The sequence below is a fragment of the Candidimonas nitroreducens genome (assembly GCF_002209565.1).
GTDB lineage: Bacteria > Pseudomonadota > Gammaproteobacteria > Burkholderiales > Burkholderiaceae_B > Candidimonas > Candidimonas nitroreducens.
On sequence record NZ_NJIH01000002.1, the window covers coordinates 170,808 to 187,830 of the forward strand.

At 62.0% G+C, this 17,023-nt stretch carries 21 protein-coding genes; 16 read left to right on the plus strand and 5 right to left on the minus strand.

From position 1 onward, the window contains the following. Positions 1 to 13: 13 nt before the first annotated feature. Positions 14 to 688, plus strand: coding sequence for a protein-methionine-sulfoxide reductase heme-binding subunit MsrQ (locus tag CEY11_RS02230; protein ID WP_158215164.1), 675 nt, complete (start codon positions 14 to 16; stop codon positions 686 to 688). Between the two features lie 68 nt (positions 689 to 756). Here CEY11_RS02230 and CEY11_RS02235 read toward each other — a convergent pair whose 3' ends face one another. From CEY11_RS02235 to CEY11_RS25625, 3 genes are read right to left on the minus strand one after another with little or no spacing between them, the layout of a single operon-like run. Continuing rightward, positions 757 to 1,176, minus strand: coding sequence for a hypothetical protein (locus CEY11_RS02235; protein WP_088601734.1), 420 nt, complete (start codon positions 1,174 to 1,176; stop codon positions 757 to 759). A 39-nt stretch (positions 1,177 to 1,215) separates the two neighbouring features. Then, entirely contained in the window at positions 1,216 to 1,527 is a 312-nt protein-coding gene (locus CEY11_RS02240) for a hypothetical protein (protein WP_158215165.1), read from the minus strand. Further along, the gene (locus CEY11_RS25625; protein ID WP_088601736.1) at positions 1,425 to 1,637 is read right to left on the minus strand and encodes a GDCCVxC domain-containing (seleno)protein; all 213 of its coding nucleotides are present in this window, start codon (positions 1,635 to 1,637) and stop codon (positions 1,425 to 1,427) included. The genes CEY11_RS02240 and CEY11_RS25625 overlap by 103 nt, the downstream gene beginning before the upstream one ends. A 24-nt stretch (positions 1,638 to 1,661) precedes the next feature. Here CEY11_RS25625 and CEY11_RS24985 point away from each other — a divergent pair, with 24 nt between their 5' ends. The 8 genes from CEY11_RS24985 (at position 1,662) to CEY11_RS02280 (ending at position 8,023) form a co-directional block, all read left to right on the plus strand. After that, positions 1,662 to 1,910, plus strand: coding sequence for a hypothetical protein (locus tag CEY11_RS24985; RefSeq protein WP_143322661.1), 249 nt, complete (start codon positions 1,662 to 1,664; stop codon positions 1,908 to 1,910). 28 nt (positions 1,911 to 1,938) lie between these two features. Continuing rightward, entirely contained in the window at positions 1,939 to 2,622 is a 684-nt protein-coding gene (locus CEY11_RS02250; RefSeq protein WP_088601737.1) for a heavy metal response regulator transcription factor, read from the plus strand. A gap of 3 nt (positions 2,623 to 2,625) precedes the next feature. Next, positions 2,626 to 4,041, plus strand: a complete 1,416-nt coding sequence (locus CEY11_RS02255) for a Cu(+)/Ag(+) sensor histidine kinase (RefSeq protein ID WP_088601738.1) — start codon at positions 2,626 to 2,628, stop codon at positions 4,039 to 4,041. A gap of 123 nt (positions 4,042 to 4,164) precedes the next feature. After that, positions 4,165 to 4,494, plus strand: a complete 330-nt coding sequence (locus CEY11_RS02260) for an ArsR/SmtB family transcription factor (RefSeq protein WP_088601739.1) — start codon at positions 4,165 to 4,167, stop codon at positions 4,492 to 4,494. Between the two features lie 14 nt (positions 4,495 to 4,508). Continuing rightward, positions 4,509 to 4,925: an ArsI/CadI family heavy metal resistance metalloenzyme gene (locus tag CEY11_RS02265; protein WP_088601740.1), complete on the plus strand. Its 417-nt coding sequence runs from the start codon at positions 4,509 to 4,511 to the stop codon at positions 4,923 to 4,925. A gap of 16 nt (positions 4,926 to 4,941) precedes the next feature. After that, entirely contained in the window at positions 4,942 to 5,991 is a 1,050-nt protein-coding gene (gene arsB / locus CEY11_RS02270) for an ACR3 family arsenite efflux transporter (RefSeq protein ID WP_088601741.1), read from the plus strand. Next, positions 5,952 to 6,815, plus strand: coding sequence for an arsenic resistance N-acetyltransferase ArsN2 (arsN2, locus tag CEY11_RS02275; protein WP_332888353.1), 864 nt, complete (start codon positions 5,952 to 5,954; stop codon positions 6,813 to 6,815). Before arsB ends, arsN2 begins: the two co-directional genes overlap by 40 nt. An 8-nt stretch (positions 6,816 to 6,823) precedes the next feature. Further along, on the plus strand, positions 6,824 to 8,023 hold the full coding sequence (locus CEY11_RS02280) for an MFS transporter (protein ID WP_088601743.1): 1,200 nt from the start codon (positions 6,824 to 6,826) through the stop codon (positions 8,021 to 8,023). A gap of 230 nt (positions 8,024 to 8,253) precedes the next feature. On the opposite strand, the gene CEY11_RS02285 is transcribed toward CEY11_RS02280, so the two are convergent. Then, a complete protein-coding gene (locus tag CEY11_RS02285; RefSeq protein WP_332888354.1) occupies positions 8,254 to 8,517 on the minus strand; it encodes a transcriptional regulator in 264 nt (87 codons plus the stop codon). Positions 8,518 to 9,382: 865 nt separating this feature from the next. Between CEY11_RS02285 and CEY11_RS02290 the strand changes: the two genes are divergently transcribed. From CEY11_RS02290 to CEY11_RS02320, 7 genes are all read left to right on the plus strand, one after another. Further along, complete coding sequence (locus CEY11_RS02290) at positions 9,383 to 9,610, plus strand: helix-turn-helix transcriptional regulator (RefSeq protein WP_088601745.1); 228 nt, start codon at positions 9,383 to 9,385, stop codon at positions 9,608 to 9,610. A 138-nt stretch (positions 9,611 to 9,748) separates the two neighbouring features. Then, complete coding sequence (gene xth / locus CEY11_RS02295; RefSeq protein WP_088601746.1) at positions 9,749 to 10,531, plus strand: exodeoxyribonuclease III; 783 nt, start codon at positions 9,749 to 9,751, stop codon at positions 10,529 to 10,531. Positions 10,532 to 10,707: 176 nt separating this feature from the next. Next, on the plus strand, positions 10,708 to 11,331 hold the full coding sequence (locus tag CEY11_RS02300) for a class I SAM-dependent methyltransferase (RefSeq protein WP_088601747.1): 624 nt from the start codon (positions 10,708 to 10,710) through the stop codon (positions 11,329 to 11,331). Continuing rightward, complete coding sequence (locus CEY11_RS02305; protein ID WP_233154679.1) at positions 11,328 to 11,684, plus strand: hypothetical protein; 357 nt, start codon at positions 11,328 to 11,330, stop codon at positions 11,682 to 11,684. Before CEY11_RS02300 ends, CEY11_RS02305 begins: the two co-directional genes overlap by 4 nt. Positions 11,685 to 11,740: 56 nt before the next feature. Continuing rightward, positions 11,741 to 12,376, plus strand: coding sequence for a guanylate kinase (gmk, locus tag CEY11_RS02310; RefSeq protein ID WP_088601748.1), 636 nt, complete (start codon positions 11,741 to 11,743; stop codon positions 12,374 to 12,376). Positions 12,377 to 12,415: 39 nt separating this feature from the next. After that, on the plus strand, positions 12,416 to 12,619 hold the full coding sequence (gene rpoZ, locus CEY11_RS02315) for a DNA-directed RNA polymerase subunit omega (protein ID WP_088601749.1): 204 nt from the start codon (positions 12,416 to 12,418) through the stop codon (positions 12,617 to 12,619). Positions 12,620 to 12,640: 21 nt separating this feature from the next. Next, positions 12,641 to 14,920, plus strand: coding sequence for a RelA/SpoT family protein (locus CEY11_RS02320; protein WP_088601750.1), 2,280 nt, complete (start codon positions 12,641 to 12,643; stop codon positions 14,918 to 14,920). A gap of 118 nt (positions 14,921 to 15,038) precedes the next feature. Here the strand turns inward: CEY11_RS02320 and CEY11_RS02325 are convergent, their stop codons facing one another. Then, positions 15,039 to 17,009 (minus strand): SurA N-terminal domain-containing protein, encoded by a 1,971-nt coding sequence (locus tag CEY11_RS02325; RefSeq protein WP_088601751.1) that lies wholly within the window; start codon positions 17,007 to 17,009, stop codon positions 15,039 to 15,041. Positions 17,010 to 17,023: the final 14 nt, after the last annotated feature.

Below are 17,023 nucleotides of genomic sequence, written 5' to 3' on the forward strand. Positions count from 1 at the left end.
GAACTCATGCGTCGTGGAAAGCCGTGATCGAAAATCCGACAGTGGACGGCAAGGCCAGCCCCCGATCGGCGTGCCCCAGCGGCGAAGCAAGTCGGGTTATGCGCATTACGCCTTGAGTCTGTGTGTCCATCTGTTTGGATTGTTTCCTTTGGCGCGCTGGCTGGTGCTCGGATACCTGGGCGGCCTTACCGCCAATCCGCAGGAATTTCTCATCCGGTCCTCGGGCACCTGGGCACTGGCGCTGCTGTGGGCCACGCTGGCCGTGACGCCCATCCGCCGGCTGAGCGGCTGGGCCGGATTGGTGCGGCATCGTCGCAAACTGGGCCTGTATGCATTCTTCTACACGGTGCTGCATGTGATCGCCTGGGCGCTCTGGGACCGCGGCGGCGTGCCGGCATCCATGTGGGCCGACCTCTGGCTGCGTGACTTCATCGGCATCGGCGCGCTTGCCGTGCTCTGCCTGGTGCCCCTGGCCGTGACCTCCACCCATGGCTGGATGCGTCGGCTCGGCCGCTGGTGGACCTACCTGCACTGGCTGGTGTATCCGGCCGCCATTCTATCCGTGTGGCATTTCGACTGGATGCGTGCCGGGAAAAACGATTTTTTCGAGCCGCATCTTTATGCCTGGGCGCTGGCCGTGCTGCTGGGGGTGCGGATCGTGTGGTGGGCGCGCCAGCATCACAGATAAATCCGTCAAAAGCCCATTAGGCACATAGCAGTGGCCAGAGCCAAGGGGAAGTAATGGCGCCGCCCAGATCATTGCTTCGCTGCGGGCTCCATTTTGTCGGCATACTTGACAAGAATGTCTCCAATCGCTCGCATCATCTCGCCGTGCATCCGCATCGCGGTTTTGCGATCCAGGCCAGCGCCCATCATCATCGGACAGCCGCTCATCATCCCCATCATGCCGCCATCCATCATTCCCATCATGCCACCGCCCCGCATTCCATGATCATGTCCCATGCCACCACCGTGCATGCCCATCATTCCGCCCCCCATCATGTTTTCCAGTTCACCACTCCGTGTCATAGATCGGCCTTGGCCAGAGCCCTGGCTTTGTTGCATCATGCCGGCGCCATTGGACTGACCCTGAGAGGGTGTGGCCGCGACACTCGGCACGCCGGCACTCATGGCCAGCGCGGCAAAAGAAGCGATAAGGACTGTCCTGGTATTCATTGCTATCTCCTGAATGTCAAACAGAGTTTTGGCGGGTTGTCACTTCCTGAAGAGGTATTTAACGAGGGCGGCGATGGCGAGTACGAGCACCACGGCGATCAACAGCCAGAAGATGGCCATCAACCACATCATCCCTTCCATCATGCCGGCCCCGCCCATGGATGCGCCCATCATCCGCGCATAAACGTCGCCAGGCGTGAACGTCGAAGCGAAAGAAAGAAAAATCGCTGTGGCACTGATCCTGCTTTTCATCGGCAGCTCTTTTGCTGTTGCACGGGTGGACAGGGCATCGACCCATACGAGCAGAATACGCAGCAGTCCCCCGGTTTTGGACGAAGCAGCGTGTTGCACTTTGGGCACTCGTAGAAGAACTGGCAGGCGTCCGCAGGCATGATTTCCCGCTGCCTGTGTCCACAGTGGGGACAGGTGATGACGGATCCAAGAACAGTCGATTCGTTCATGGCAAAATGCGGACACGAGTGTCAATGACGCAAGCGGTGGCATCGAAACAGCAGTGGCGATGCACCTATGGTAAGCCTTACTATTGTTGGAATGTCAACCGGTATCTGGATCCGATCATGGCCAACCGTTCTTCCGCTCTGGCCGATATGGATGCCGCTGTTGTCTTCTCGGCCCAGCATTACAACTTTGTAATTATTCTGTCATGTCGACGTCAGCCCCATCCCATTAAAGTTCGAAGATGCCCGGGCGGATCGCCCTTCTTTTTGCAGTGACAATCCAAGAGTGTGAGGGAGCCACCTTATGAAATTGCTCTTGGTCGAAGACGAGGCCAAAACCGGTGATTATGTGCGCCAAGGGCTCATGGAGTCGGGCTTTGTCGTGGATCATGCGCGCACCGGCCTGGACGGCCATCATTTGGCGCTGACGGGTTCCTATGATCTGATCATCCTGGACGTCATGCTGCCCGACGTGGATGGCTGGCGCATCGTCCAGGCCTTGCGTGATGCGAAATCATCAACGCCGGTGCTCTTCCTGACCGCCCGGGATAGCGTGGAGGATCGGGTCAAGGGGCTGGAGCTGGGCGCCGACGATTACCTGGTAAAGCCGTTCGCGTTCTCGGAGCTTCTGGCCCGCGTGCGCACCTTGCTCAGGCGGGGCAACATTCCTGTCTCCCAGGATCAGCTACAGGTAGCCGACTTGGTACTCGATATTCCGCGGCGCCGGGCTCATCGGCAAAATACCCGCATCAACTTGACCAACAAAGAATTCGCCCTGCTGGAACTTTTGGTGCGTCGGCAAGGCGAAGTGTTGCCGCGTTCATTGATCGCTTCCCAGGTTTGGGACATGAATTTCGACAGCGACACCAATGTCATCGATGTGGCGATTCGCCGGCTGCGCGCCAAAATCGATGACGACTACGAGCCTAAGCTCATCCATACGGTGCGCGGCATGGGATACATGCTCGACGTGGCCAATCCGGAATGATTGATGAGAAGACGACCGGCGTCCTTGGCCATACGGCTTACCGTCTCCATCGGGGCGGCCATCGTCATCGTTCTGTTGACGTTCGGCTGGATCGTCGAACGGTCAATAAACAATCACTTTGTTCAGCAGGATGTGGACGAGCTCAACGCAGTCGTCCAGGCGCTGGAACAAACACTCGCGACTCTACCCCCCGAGACTGCGCCGACAGAATTGCGCCAGCGATTCGCCCATGCCGTGTCAGGGCACCACAACGCTCAGTTTCAAATTATCTCCAGCACTGGCAGCCTGATTTACGCTTCGCCGGGATCTAACTTGGGCAGGTTCTCTAGGCTGGCGCAGCCTGTCAAGAACATCACTGTCGACAACGTCGGCATATGGCAAGCCGATGGTGAGACTCTCCGAGGGGCGGTCGTGCGGACCGCCTCTGATATGACGCCAGGATCGGAGCCGCTGACCATCGCAGTGGCCACCGGCATCAATTTTCATTTGCACTACCTGGAAAGCTTCCGTACCTATCTTCAAATCGTCACGGCCACTGCCTGTTTGATTGCGATTCTGGCCACGTGGTTGGCGGTATATCAGGGACACGCGCCAATTCGACGTATCAGCCGAGAAATACGAAGGATCAGATCCGACCAGTTGCATATACGGTTGGAGCCCCATGCCGTGCCCGCCGAGCTGATGGAGCTTGCAGCCTCCTTTAACGGGATGATCGAGCGGCTCGAAGACGTCTTTCGCCGCTTGTCGGATTTTTCCGGCGATATCGCGCATGAACTACGCACCCCGATTACAAACCTGAAAACCCAAACAGAAGTGGTGCTTTCCCAGTCGCGCAGCGTTGAACAGTATCGCGAGATCTTGTATTCCAATCTCGAAGAGTACGAGCGCATGGCGAAAATGGTCGGTGACATGCTGTTTCTGGCCCAGGCGGACAACAACTTGCTCAAGCCCGAACAGGTCACAATTGACCTCGGTGCCGAAATTCGGATTCTCTTCGACTACTTCAGCGCCTGGGCCGAAGAACGAGAAGTGGGCTTGGAAGCCATCGGCGAACCAGTTTGCATACTCGGCGATAGATTGATGGTACGCCGGGCATTGAGCAACCTGTTGTCCAATGCCATCCGATATACGCCGGCCAAGCGCAGCGTCACGGTCAGCCTTTCAGCTATTGCCCGCAATGCATGTGTGCGGATACAAAATCCAGGTCCGATCATACCGGCCGAACATATCCCTTACATATTCGACCGGTTCTATCGACCGGACGCTTCACGGCGGCGCAGCGGAGAAGGCGCGGGTCTCGGACTGGCGATCGTAAAGTCGATTATTGAAGCCCATGGCGGCAGCATCAGCGCCAGCTCAACCGCTGAAGCAACAATATTTGAGATATCGGCGCCGTTGGCACAGTACAAGTCTCTTTAGTTGGTTGCAGGCTGGCCATGGAACAGCTCGGTAAATCGCATTTTCTCGATTCGCTTGAAGTATTGCGCCGGGTTCGATTCTCGGCTATGATTCAAACATCATTGAATAATTGAATTGATAGATATGACCGAAGATCAAACAGTCCTCGCATTGGCCGCCCTGGCCCACCCCCAGCGCCTGCGCGCCTTCCGCGCCTTGGTCGTCGCCGGCCCGGAAGGGCTCACGCCCAGCGTCCTGGCCGATCACCTGGGCGTGGCGCGCAACGCCCTGTCTTTTCATCTCAAGGAACTGGCCCATGCCGGCCTGGTGACGGTCGAGCAACAAGGCCGGAATTTGATCTACCGCGCTGATTTCCCACGCATGAATGGCCTCTTGGGCTACCTGACCGAACACTGCTGCCAGGGTGGCATTTGCGAGGTCAGCACCAACGAAGCCGGCTGTCAAACCTGTTGAACCGGGAGAACCTCATGAAACGCTTTCACGTGCATCTGTACGTCGACGACTTGAACCGTAATATTGCCTTCTATTCGAGTCTTTTTGCCGCACAACCCGCCCGGGTCGAAGCGGACTACGCCAAATGGATGTTGGATGACCCGCCCGTGAACTTCGCCATCTCCGCGCGCGACGGCGAGCCCGGGCTGGATCACTTCGGCATCCAGGTCGACAACGATGCGGATCTGGCTGTGCTCAAGGCGCAGGCCCGGGCGGCCGAGGCGCCGATTCTCGATGAAGGCCAGACCACCTGCTGCTACGCCCGCAGCGAAAAGCACTGGGCCACCGACCCCCAGGGCATCGCCTGGGAGCATTTCCACACTCTGGAGGGCATCCCGACCTTCAACGCGTCCGAGCAATCGGCCGCCACTGCCTGCTGTACGCCCAAGTAAGAGGCAAGAGGGAAACATGAGTGTGTTTGAACGCTACCTGACTGTCTGGGTTTTCCTGTGCATCGTCGCGGGTGTCCTGCTGGGGCAGGCGGCGCCCGCCGCTTTCCAGGCCATCGGGAGCCTGGAGATCGCCCAGGTCAACCTGCCGGTGGGCGTGCTCATCTGGCTGATGATCATCCCCATGCTGGTCAAGGTGGACTTCGGCGCGCTGAGCCAGGTGCGACGGCATTGGCGCGGCATCGGTGTCACGCTGTTCGTGAACTGGGCCGTCAAACCTTTTTCGATGGCCTTCCTGGGATGGTTGTTCATCCGGCAGGTGTTCGCGCCGTGGCTGCCCGCCGCCCAGCTCGACAGCTACATAGCGGGACTGATCCTGCTGGCCGCCGCACCATGCACGGCCATGGTGTTCGTATGGAGCCGGCTCAGCGGCGGCGATCCGCTTTTCACCTTGTCCCAGGTGGCGTTGAACGACACCATCATGGTGTTTGCCTTCGCACCTGTCGTGGGGCTGCTGCTGGGTTTGTCGTCCATTACCGTGCCGTGGGCGACGCTGCTGACCTCGGTGGTGCTCTACATTGTCATTCCAGTCATCCTCGCTCAACTCTGGCGCCGGATGTTGCTGCGCCGTGGCCAGGCCACCTTCGATGTTGCCCTGGCACGCGCTGGCTCGCTGTCCATTGCCGCGCTGTTGCTGACGCTGGTGCTGCTCTTTGCCTTTCAGGGCGAGGCCATCATCGGGCAGCCCCAGGTAATTGCCATGCTGGCAGTGCCCATCCTGGTCCAGGTGCTATTCAATTCCGGGCTGGCGTACTGGCTCAACCGGCGCCTGGGCGAACAACACAACGTTGCGTGCCCTTCGGCCCTGATTGGCGCCAGCAACTTCTTCGAGCTGGCCGTGGCCACCGCTATCAGCCTGTTCGGCTTCGAGTCCGGTGCGGCGCTGGCCACCGTGGTGGGGGTGTTGATCGAAGTACCCGTCATGTTGCTCGTGGTGCGGGTGGTTAACCGCACCCGCGGCTGGTACGCATGCAGCGCCAAGGCGTCCCCCCGGGAGCCGGCCCTATGAGCACCAGGATTTACCACAACCCGGATTGCGGCACGTCGCGCAACGTGCTGGCCCTTCTGCGCGCGGCCGGTTCTGAACCTGACATCATCGAGTATCTCGTCACGCCGCCGAGTCGCCAGACGCTTGAGTCGCTGATTGCCGACGCCGGCTTGACCGTCCGCGGCGCCCTGCGCATCAAGGGCACACCCTACAAGGAGCTGGGCCTGGGCGATATGGCGCTCACCGACGCGCAGCTCATCGAGCATATGCTGCGGCACCCCATCTTGATCAACCGGCCCTTTGTTGTCACCGAACGCGGCACAAGGCTGTGCCGCCCTTCGGACTTGGCGCTTGATCTCATGGCGCCTGATCTTGCCGTCAGCCTGGACAAGGAAGATGGCGCTCCTTTCCTGCGTGACGAACAGGCTACCGGCGATAATCCGGATTTCGTCGCCGCCTTGCTGGACGCCGGCCTGCCCACGGACGACTTGGCCGAAGCCGGTCGGGCCTTCTTCGCTTATCGCACGCTTTCCGGCCGCGTGATCGGCTATGGGGGCTTCGAACGTTATGGGCAAGACATATTGCTGAGATCCGTCGTCGTACCGTCTGCCGATAGGAACAAAGGCATGGGCCGCAATCTGTTGGCGCTGCTGCAGCGCCGCGCCTATGATCAGGGCGCGCGCCAAGCGTGGCTGTTGACGGAAACGGCTGTGCCGTTCTTCAAGCGGGCAGGCTTTAAAACTGTTGCCAAAGAGTCTGCGCCGCAAACTGTCCTGGCCACCCGGCAAGCCCGAAGCTTGTGCCCGGTCAGCGCCACGTTGATGACGCGGGCGATTGCGTTCTGAGGGGGAGCATGCGGCTGACACATCGCGGTGGAGTCGTCCTGGCGCTGGGCGCGACACAGACCGTGGCCTGGGCCTCTTCCTACTACTTGCCTGCCATCTTGGCGGCACCGATGGCCAAGGATCTGGGGGTTGCCATACCCACGATCTTCGCCGCCTTCTCGTTGGCCTTGCTGATCTCCGCGCTTTTGGGCCCTTACGCGGGGCGGGCGATAGACCGCCTGGGCGGGCGGCCCGTGCTCATTGTCACCAATGTCTTGTTCGCCTTGGGCCTGATCTGGCTGGGCTGCGTGCATGGCGTCGCGAGTCTCTTCGCCGCATGGGCACTGCTGGGCGTGGGGCTGGGCAGTGGCCTGTACGAAGCTGCCTTCGCCGCATTGGTCGCCCTCTACGGTAGGGACTCGCGCAACGCCATCTCGGGCATCACGCTGATTGCCGGGTTTGCCAGCACGGTCGGCTGGCCGCTGTCGAGCTACCTGGAACTGCATATTGGCTGGCGTGGCGCGTGCTTTGCGTGGGCCGGCCTGCACCTCTTTCTGGCTCTGCCCCTGAACAGCCTCCTGCCTTCGGCGGTGCCGATCAACGTCCGCTCGACACAACAACAGGAACCGCAAAGTGTCACGCCCCCCCGCGAAGCGATGCGCAACACGATTCTCCTGGCCGTCGTGTTCGCTATCGCCCAGTTCGTCAGCACGGCTTTGGCTGCCCACTTGCCGCGCCTGCTCATGGCTACCGGTGCCACGCTCGCCGCAGCCGTGGCGGCCGGCTCGCTGCTGGGACCGGCTCAGGTGGGAGCGCGTTTGCTGGAGCTCGGTTTTCAGCGCCGAATCCAACCGATGCTTTCGTCCCGTCTGGCGGCCCTGGCACACCCTGTGGGCGCTGTCATCCTCCTGACTCTGGGTGCGCCATTTGCCTCGGCGTTCGTGCTGTTGCACGGTGCCGGCAACGGCATCATGACCATCGCCAAGGGCACGCTGCCGTTGGTGTTCTTCGGGCCGCAGGGCTACGGGACGAAACAAGGTGTGCTGATGGTGCCTGCCCGCATCGCTCAGGCCTCGGCGCCGTGGCTCTTCGGACTATGCCTGGATCGCTGGCAGTCTGGGGCCCTGTGGGTGACCTCTGGACTATGGATGATCGGGTTCATGGCCTTGCTCGCGCTTCGGGTAGAAAAAGCTCAGCCTATTTCCGCGACGGCCTCCGCAACGCCATAATTTGGCGTCCGGCTCCGCAAAGTTCCAGCATAAATGGCGACAGCAGCGGGAACAATCGATCGGCTTGCTCTCCGGCGGATGCCTGAAAGCGACAGTTGGCGCAATCCACCGTAAGTCGGCGTCGCCCGGGCGCAGTCTGATCTCGAACTGCATAAGTTGCGTAGACGCATCACTTTGATTCCGTGGATAGTGACCACTGCAGGTGGTGATCTAGCTACTGAGCCGAACAGTCATTCCTCTCCCCTCAGTTCCGGCCAAATTTGCCACCAATCGTCTGGGCGCAACTGCTTTCGGGTGACTTCTCCGCCCGTCAGTTCCTCGATCTCCACACACCGGATAATCGGCACCGGACGCGCTCCAGCTGCCCAGCTACTTACCACTTGGACTGGCAAACCCAGCTTTTGAGCTAGCTTGGTCATACCGCCCATCACGGCACATGCATCACGAACAGGTTGAAAATCGGGCATATGTTTCCATAACCATGCTACCAACATGGATTTTATAAGGTAAAAACTGCTATATCGATACAACGAAAATCAGCTATTCGTGCCGATTCGTGGCCGTAAAGTTCAAGATCAGCCAATAAACTTGTAACGGTAAGTCAAATAACTGCACAGTGCACATGAAACAAGCTGAGCCAACCTGAACCAAGGCGCTTTGTTCAGCCTCTAGGGGATAGGCAGAATACAGGATCAGCGCGCTGCGCGGTGAGCGTCACAGGCACAAACAAATTGCCCATCTGCTGCATCCCCGCTCCGCCGAGGATCGGCTAACCTCATTTCTCCCCCAGTAAAGCCTTGAATCATTTATAAAAATAATCAGTTAATTGTCTATTGACATAACTAATCATATTGATGAGAATGCTTTAACTGCTTTATGCAAGCCAGCTCTTTAACAAACAACAAACGATGAACACTGCACCCCAGCCCGACTACGCGGCGCGCGATTGTGCAGCAACCTGTAAGGCATCGGGGTTGAAGTAAAACCGATGAAATCCGCCGCCAGCAGCCAGCCCCTCGCGTGGGGCATGAGTGGCTACGGGTGGCGGGGACTTCCCCAAACGGAAGCGCCCGGAGCATTCATCAGAATGCCCACTATCAGAAATGGCGACGTAATTCCATGACGGCAGCAGGAAAGACTGCAGCCCTCGGCACCTAGGTGACCCGCCCCGGCGGATCAGCACCTAGCGCTGCCGAAGGTGGTCAAAGCATCTGACCCTCATCGTGGCATCTTGGCGGGTCGGCCCCAGGGCTCCGGCGAGCCCGCTTTGGCAGGCGTCCATATGACCCTCTACCAAAGTACCCGTACACGCATTTTCAAATCTCTATTTTCACCAGCCATCCGCAAAAGGATCGACTTATGACAGTAGCAAGCACCTTCACCACTCATCCGCCTCACCGCCCTGCGACACGTGCCCTGCTCTACCGCATCAATGTGGCAGAAGCAAAGCTGGGGGTTTCACGCTCCACCATCTACCGACTGGTCCATGACGGCAAGCTAGAACTCGTCAAGATCGGCAAACGCTCCAGCGGAATCACCGCAGCCAGCCTTCATGCCATGATCGAGCGGAACAAGGCGCCGTGCTGATACCATAGTCGTATTCACGCAACACTAAGAAAAAACACCCACCAACCCAAAATTGGGTAGCTAGGTGGGTAGCTAGCCCGAAAAAACAGCCCGTGGTGGAGTTATAACCAATTGATTAATAACACAATTATTTCCACTATGAAACTCGCCACCTGGAACGTCAACTCCCTCAAGGTTCGCCTGCCGCAGGTTCTGGATTGGCTGCGCGCCAATCCCGTGGATGCGCTGTGCCTGCAAGAGCTGAAACTCGCCGATGATCAGTTCCCCCTGCAGGCTTTCGCCGATATGGGCTACCACGCGCAGTGGGCGGGGCAGAAGACGTACAACGGCGTGGCCGTGATCTCGCGCCAGCCCGGCACCGAGCCGCAGCGCAATCTGCCGGGCTTCGAAGACCCCCAGCAGCGCCTCATCGCCACCACGCTGCCCAGCCCCGCCGGGCCGCTGCGGGTGATCAGCGCCTACTGCCCCAACGGCCAGGCGGTGGGCAGCGACAAATACGCCTACAAGCTCGAATGGTTTGCGGCGCTGCGTACCTGGCTGGCCGACGAACTGCAGCGCCATCCGCGCCTGGCGATACTGGGCGACTACAACGTGGCGCCGGCCGACGCAGACGTGCACAATCCGGCCAAATGGGAGGGGCAGGTGCTGGTGTCGGAGCCCGAGCGCGCGGCGTTCCAGGCGCTGCTGGCGCTGGGGCTGAGCGACGCCTTCCGGCAGTTCGAGCAGCCGCCCAAGTCCTATACATGGTGGGACTACCGCCAGTTCGCATTCCGCCGCAACGCGGGCCTGCGTATCGATCACGTGCTGCTGTCGCAGGCCCTGGGCCCGCGCTGCACGGCCTGCGGCATCGACAAGCAAATGCGCGCCAACGAGCAGCCCTCGGATCACGCGCCGGTGGTCGCGACCCTGGCGCTGGAATAAGCCGGCAAGACCGATAAAAAGATCAGGCCGGCGGCCCGGCGCAAACGAATATATACTTGACTGACTGGGAGTGCCCCGAGCCGCCGCGGCTGCGTTGCGGTTTACAAATCGTTAAGGCAGGCGACAGCCGGGGCTGATAAGGTGGCAGGCCACAAAACCACAGGATGAGGCGGCAGATGCATCGAGTACTGCGTTTTCCACACGCACAGCGGATCACCGGATACATCAAAAACGTCGCCCCCGGACTCTTCATCCAGGAACTCCTTACCCAGCCAGGCGCGGTCGGCGCCATCTGCCCCAGCTCGCGCTACCTGGCGCGGCACATGGCGCGCCAGGTACCGACCGAATCGGACGGCCTGGTCATCGAACTGGGCGCCGGCACCGGCGCCATCACCCAGGCGCTACTGGATCACGGCGTAGCGCCTGCAGACCTGATGCTGGTGGAGTATTCCCGCCCGTTCGTGCAGCGCCTGCGCCTGCGCTTCGCCGGCCTGGACATCGTCCATGGCAACGCCGCCGAGCTCAGCCGCCTGGTGCCCGCCGGCCGCAAGATTCGCGCCATCGTATCGAGCCTGCCGCTGTGCTCGCTGCCCGAACACCAGACCCGCGCCATCTTGCAGCAGTGGCAGACGCTGCTGGGCCAGGACGGCGTGGCCATCCAGTTCAGCTATCACCTGCGCACGCCCAAGTGGCGCCAATACCTGGCGCCGCAGCAAACGCGTTCCAAGATCGTCTGGGCCAACCTGCCTCCGGCCAACATCACCACCTTCACCTTCGGCGCTACAATGCGCGCCGCATGAACACAAGCCGCATCAGCATGGACGCCATCAGCCGCATCGCCGGTACCCTGGACAACGGGGTGGTTCTCGAGGTCTCGATCGAAGACCTGCGCTTCACCGCCTACGCGGTCGTCAGCGAGCCCGACGTCAACGTCGTGGCCGATTTCGTTCCGCAGGAACAATTCGAGGCCGACGGCGACCTGCACGTCGCCGCAGTGGGCCGGGCCGAGGACGCCGACGAGCAGGTGGGCGATGTGGCCTTCAACATGAACCCCGGCGACGCCGCGGTGTTCCTGTGCGCCGACGCGGCGGCCTACCAGGCCACACTCGCGGCGCTGGGGCTGCGGCAAGACACGGACGACGCTGCGCACTGACAAGACCGACGGGGCGGCGCTTGCGTGCCCGGCCCGATTTTTACCGACGAAAGACAATGGCATCTTATAGCGGCAATATATTTATGGTGGTAGCCCCCAGCGGCGCGGGCAAATCCAGCCTGGTCAACGCCCTGCTCGCGCAAGAGCCCGACATGATGCTGTCGATTTCCTGCACCACGCGCGCTCCGCGCAGCGGCGAAAAAGAAAACCAGCACTACCGCTTCATCGAAAAAGAAGAATTCCTGCGCCTGCGCGAAGCCGGCGCCCTGCTGGAATGGGCCGAGGTGCACGGCAACTTCTACGGCACGCCGCGCGATCGCATCGACGAAGCCATACGCCAGGGGCGCGACGTGCTGCTCGAAATCGACTGGCAGGGCGCGCGCCAGATCGCCGCGCACTTTCCCGACGCGGTCGGCATATTCATCCTGCCGCCCTCGATCGAGGCCCTGGAGACGCGCCTGTACAAGCGCGGCCAGGACGCGCCGCACGTGATTTCACGCCGCCTGCTGGCCGCCGGCAGCGAAATGTCGCACGCGCACGAGTTTCAATATGTTATTATTAATCAAGAATTTAGCGTTGCACTAACGCAGCTTTCGCAAATCGTCGCGGCCACCCGCCTGCGCTATGCGACACAGGCCGCGCGCCATGCCGATCTGTTCTCGCAGCTCGGCATCAGCAATAGCGCCGCGTAACAAATCCCATTTTCGTCATTCACGTCATACAGGTTATCCATGGCTCGTATCACCGTCGAGGACTGTCTGGAACAGATCCCCAACCGCTTCAACCTCACTCTGGCCGCCACCTACCGCGCCCGCGAGCTGGCCCAGGGCCACGAACCGCGCATCGACAGCAAAGACAAACCCACGGTCACGGCGCTGCGCGAAATCGCCGCCGGTGTCACCGGCGTGGAAATGCTGCGCAAGGTTCCAACCTGATACACCTCTCCGGACTGGCTCATGGCGTTCTCAGGTCTCCGAGGTGCTTCGTCCGGGCTGCTGGCTGTACTGAAAAAGGGCTCGCGCCTGCGCCGGCGCAAGCCCTCGGCCAAGACGCAGACTGCGCCGGCCGCGCATGAGCAAGGGCCGGCGTCGGCGGCCATCGCCTCGCTTGCGCCCCTCACCCGCATCATCAGCCAGTACCTGGATTCGAAAGACGTCGAGCGCGTCAAAGAGGCTTATCGCTTTTCCGACCAGGCCCATCTGGGCCAGTTCCGCGCCAGCGGCGAGCCCTACATCTCGCACCCCATAGCGGTTACCGAAATTTGCGCCGGCTGGAAGCTGGACGCCGAATCGCTCATGGCCGCGCTGCTGCACGACGTCATGGAAGACCAGGGCGTCGCCAAACAGGAACTGGCCGAGCGCTTCGGCGCCGACGTGGCCGAGCTGGTCGACGGCCTGTCCAAGCTGGACAGGCTCGATTTCGCCACCAAGGCCGAGCAGCAGGCCGAAAGCTTTCGCAAGATGCTGCTGGCGATGGCGCGCGACGTGCGCGTCATACTCATCAAGCTGGCCGACCGCCTGCACAATATGCGCACGCTGGACGCGGTCGACCCGGAAAAACGCCGCCGCGTGGCCCGCGAAACCCTGGAAATCTACACGCCGATCGCCCACCGGCTGGGCCTGAACGCACTGTTCCGGGAAATGCAGGATCTATGCTTCCACGCCGTCTATCCCAACCGCTACGCCGTGCTGCACAAGGCCATGATGGCGGCGCGCGGCAACCGCCGCGAGGTGCTGGGCAAGATCACCGACGCGGTCAAGATGGCGCTGCCGGCCGCCGGCATCGAAGCCGAAGTCAGCGGCCGTGAAAAATCGCTCTACAGTATCTACACCAAGATGGTCGAGCAGAAGAAGTCCTTCTCGGACGTGCTCGACATCTACGGCTTCCGGGTCATCGTGCACACCCTGCCCGAATGCTATCTGGCCTTGGGCACGCTGCACCAGCTGTACCGGCCGGTGCCCGGCAAGTTCAAGGACTACATCGCCATCCCCAAGCTCAACGGCTACCAGTCGCTGCACACCACGCTGGTGGGGCCCTACGGCACGCCGGTGGAATTCCAGTTCCGCACGCGCGACATGGATCACGTGGCCGAAGAAGGCGTGGCTTCGCACTGGCTCTACAAAGAAGACGACGCGACGCTCAACGACCTGCAGAAGCGCACCCACCAGTGGCTGCAGTCGCTGCTCGACATCCAGAGCCAGACGGGCGACTCGGGCGAATTCCTCGAGCACGTCAAGGTCGACCTGTTTCCCGACGCGGTCTACGTGTTCACGCCGCAGGGCAAGATCATTTCGCTGCCGCGCGGCGCCACGCCGGTGGATTTCGCCTATACCATCCATACCGACATCGGCAACCAGGCGGTGGCCTCCAAGATCAACGGCGAATTCGCGCCGCTGCGCACCGAACTCAAAAGCGGCGACGCCGTCGAGATCGTCACCTCGCCGGCCTCGCGGCCCAGCGCGCAATGGCTCAACTATGTGCGCACCGGCCGGGCGCGCTCGGAAATCCGCCACTACCTGCGTACGGTCAAGTACGAGGAATCAGTAGCCTTCGGCCTGCGCCTGCTGAACCAGGCCTTCGACCAGCTGCACCTGCCCCACCCCGCCGACGACGACCCCGAATGGGAAAAGCTGGCCAAGAGTTCCGGCGCCAGCTCGCGCGAAGAGATCCTGGCCGACATCGGCCTGGGCAAGCGCCTGGCGGCCGTGGTGGCGCGCCGCTTCGCGCCCGAAAACGCCATGCTGGCCACTACCGCGGCGGCGGTCGACGAAATCACCTCTACCGCCAGCGCGCCCATACTCATCCAGGGCAACGAAGGCCAGGCGGTACAGCTGGCGCCGTGCTGCGGCCCGCTGCCGGGCGACGCCATCATAGGCGGCATACGGCTGGGCCACGGGCTGGTGGTGCACATGGCCGAATGCGCCGTGGCGCAGCGCCAGCGCGCCCGCGAACCGGAACGCTGGATACCGGTGGTGTGGGACACCACCACCGCGCGCCACCTCTCCACCCGGCTGGACGTCACTGTCATCAATGAACGCGGCGTGCTGGGCCGCATCGCGGCCGAGATCACCGAGGCCGACTCCAACATCATGCACCTGACCATGCAGGACGACGCGGCCGCCACCGCGCTGCTGCACCTGACGGTGCAGGTCGACAGCCGCAAGCACCTGGCGCAGGTCATCCGCGCCATACGGCACGTGCCGCAGGTGCAGAAGATCGTGCGCATCAAGGGCTGAGGCGCACGCCAAAAAGCGGGAATACGAACCGGCCGCGCAGGCGGGCCGGGCCACGCGCAGCGCGATTGCGCTCGGCGAGCCTGCCTCGCGCGGCCGCGAGGACGAGGCTGCCAGACGCTTAGCCGTTCTGGTCGTCGGCCTCGCCGGCCAGCACCTTCTGGGCTTGCGGCATGAGCTTGATCTTGGCCTGGGCCTTCAGAGCTTCGAGCACGGCGTGCTCTTCGGCCTGGCCCCAGGCCTGGGCCAGCTCTACGGGCAAGGACGCCTGCAGCGAGGGGTTGGGCTTGCCCGGCACGGCCTTCTGGATATACAGCACGGAATAGCCCTGGGGCGTCTTGACGCCCTTGAACTGAGGCAGGTCTTTGCCGGGCACGGCCAGGGCCGCGTCCAGCACCTGCTTGTCCAGGCCCTGGGCATCGATGCGGCTGACCGTCAGCGTGGCACCGAAGCCCGTGGGAGCCTGGGCCGGCGCCTGCTTGCCGTAGGAAGCCAGGGCCGCCTGGCCGGCCTGCTCGGCAGCGGCCTGTGCGCGCTCGGCGACGAGCCGGTGGCGGATGAGTTCCGACACCTTGCCCAGTTCCGGCACCTGGGCCGGAGTCAGCTTGGCAATCCGCACCACGACCATGGTGTCGGACGAGATTTCTATGACCCCGGAATTCTGCTTGTCGGTCAGCACCTGGCTGGAGAACAGCGCCCGCCGCACGCGCGCGTCATCCAGCAAGGAAGCGTCGGGGCTGGCCGAAGCCGCCGCTGGCCCCACTTCTACCGCGGGCAGCAGCCGGTCGCGGGCGATGCCGTCGGCCGTACGGATCTTCATGCCCAGCGCATCGGCGGCCGGCTGCAGGCTGGAGGCATTGTCGTAGACCAGGCTGGTGAGCTTGGTGGCCATGTCGGCGAAGCGATCCGCGCCGAGCTGGCGCCGCACTTCGCTCTCGACCTTGGCGCGCGCCTGTTCGAAGGTTTCGGTCTGCTGCGGCTGCACGTCTTCGGCCAGGAAGATGTGATAGCCGCCGGGGCCGTCGACCACGCCCGAGACCTCGCCCTTCTTGAGCGCGAATACGGCCTGCTCGAGCTTCGCCGGCCACGAGCCCTTGGTGATCCAGCCCAGGTCGCCGCCTTTGGAGGCGGTGCCGGCGTCTTGCGACTGCTTGCGGGCGATTTCCGCGAAGCGGCTCGTGTCGGCGTGCACTTCCTTGGAGATTTTCTCGGCCTGCCCGAGCGCGGTATGGCGCTGCGCTTCGGTGGCGCCTACCGGCACCTCGACCAGGATATGGCTGAGCCGAACCCGCGCCGGCGTGACGAAGCGCTTCTTGTTCTGCTCGTAGTATTTCTTCAAGTCGTCAGTGCTGACGGCCGGCAGCCCCTGCATGGCGGCGGCCTCGTTGAGCAGCAGGTACTGGGCGCTGACCTGTTCCGGCAGCTTCAGCTTCTGCTTGTTGTGCTCGTACCAGTCCTTGATGTCCTGGTCGCTGACTTTGACATCTTTGGCGTAGTCGGTGGCCGCGTAGGCATGCACGCTCAGCACGCGCTCGTCGGTCAGCGCCTGCTCGAGCGAGGTGGCCACGGGCTTGGGCACGCTGGCCGTCATGGCCACCGGGCCGAGCACGCGATCGATGGCCATCTCGGCGCGCCGGCCTTGTTCGAATTCCTTGCTGGTGGCGCCGATGGACTTCAGCACCTCGTTGTAGCGCTCGGCGGAAAACTGGCCGTTGACCTGCAACTGAGGGATGGAGGCGATGGCTTGCCTGAGCACGGCGTCGGAAACGCTGAAATGGTTCTGGCTGGCGGTTTCCACCAGCACACGGCGGTCGACCAGCGTATCGAGCAGCGCCTTGCGCGCGGCGGGATTGTCCAGCGAACTGGGATCGAAGCCCGACGGGTTGGCCTGCTGCAGCTGCTGCAGCTGATTGCGCCGCGCCTGGTCGAAGTCTTGCATGGTGACCGCCGAGCCATCGACCTTGACCAGGTCGTGGTTGCCCGATACATACGTGGTATAGCCGCTGATACCGATCAGGCCGAACGACGGCACAATCAGCACCAGCAGAATGAGCTGCATCAGGCGCTGATGCGTGCGGATGAATTCAAACATGAATGACTCGCTGT

Bases quoted from the DNA above. Each gene is read 5' to 3' on its own strand.
- CEY11_RS02325 (WP_088601751.1), bottom strand. From the start codon at position 17,009: ATGTTTGAATTCATCCGCACGCATCAGCGCCTGATGCAGCTCATTCTG.
- CEY11_RS02280 (WP_088601743.1), top strand. From the start codon at position 6,824: ATGCGGCTGACACATCGCGGTGGAGTCGTCCTGGCGCTGGGCGCGACA.
- rpoZ (WP_088601749.1), top strand. From the start codon at position 12,416: ATGGCTCGTATCACCGTCGAGGACTGTCTGGAACAGATCCCCAACCGC.
- CEY11_RS02300 (WP_088601747.1), top strand. From the start codon at position 10,708: ATGCATCGAGTACTGCGTTTTCCACACGCACAGCGGATCACCGGATAC.
- gmk (WP_088601748.1), top strand. From the start codon at position 11,741: ATGGCATCTTATAGCGGCAATATATTTATGGTGGTAGCCCCCAGCGGC.
- CEY11_RS02285 (WP_332888354.1), bottom strand. From the start codon at position 8,517: ATGTTGGTAGCATGGTTATGGAAACATATGCCCGATTTTCAACCTGTT.
- arsB (WP_088601741.1), top strand. From the start codon at position 4,942: ATGAGTGTGTTTGAACGCTACCTGACTGTCTGGGTTTTCCTGTGCATC.
- arsN2 (WP_332888353.1), top strand. From the start codon at position 5,952: ATGCAGCGCCAAGGCGTCCCCCCGGGAGCCGGCCCTATGAGCACCAGG.
- CEY11_RS02290 (WP_088601745.1), top strand. From the start codon at position 9,383: ATGACAGTAGCAAGCACCTTCACCACTCATCCGCCTCACCGCCCTGCG.
- CEY11_RS25625 (WP_088601736.1), bottom strand. From the start codon at position 1,637: ATGAACGAATCGACTGTTCTTGGATCCGTCATCACCTGTCCCCACTGT.
- xth (WP_088601746.1), top strand. From the start codon at position 9,749: ATGAAACTCGCCACCTGGAACGTCAACTCCCTCAAGGTTCGCCTGCCG.
- CEY11_RS02235 (WP_088601734.1), bottom strand. From the start codon at position 1,176: ATGAATACCAGGACAGTCCTTATCGCTTCTTTTGCCGCGCTGGCCATG.
- CEY11_RS02265 (WP_088601740.1), top strand. From the start codon at position 4,509: ATGAAACGCTTTCACGTGCATCTGTACGTCGACGACTTGAACCGTAAT.
- CEY11_RS02255 (WP_088601738.1), top strand. From the start codon at position 2,626: ATGAGAAGACGACCGGCGTCCTTGGCCATACGGCTTACCGTCTCCATC.
- CEY11_RS02260 (WP_088601739.1), top strand. From the start codon at position 4,165: ATGACCGAAGATCAAACAGTCCTCGCATTGGCCGCCCTGGCCCACCCC.
- CEY11_RS02250 (WP_088601737.1), top strand. From the start codon at position 1,939: ATGAAATTGCTCTTGGTCGAAGACGAGGCCAAAACCGGTGATTATGTG.
- CEY11_RS24985 (WP_143322661.1), top strand. From the start codon at position 1,662: ATGACGCAAGCGGTGGCATCGAAACAGCAGTGGCGATGCACCTATGGT.
- CEY11_RS02305 (WP_233154679.1), top strand. From the start codon at position 11,328: ATGAACACAAGCCGCATCAGCATGGACGCCATCAGCCGCATCGCCGGT.
- CEY11_RS02320 (WP_088601750.1), top strand. From the start codon at position 12,641: ATGGCGTTCTCAGGTCTCCGAGGTGCTTCGTCCGGGCTGCTGGCTGTA.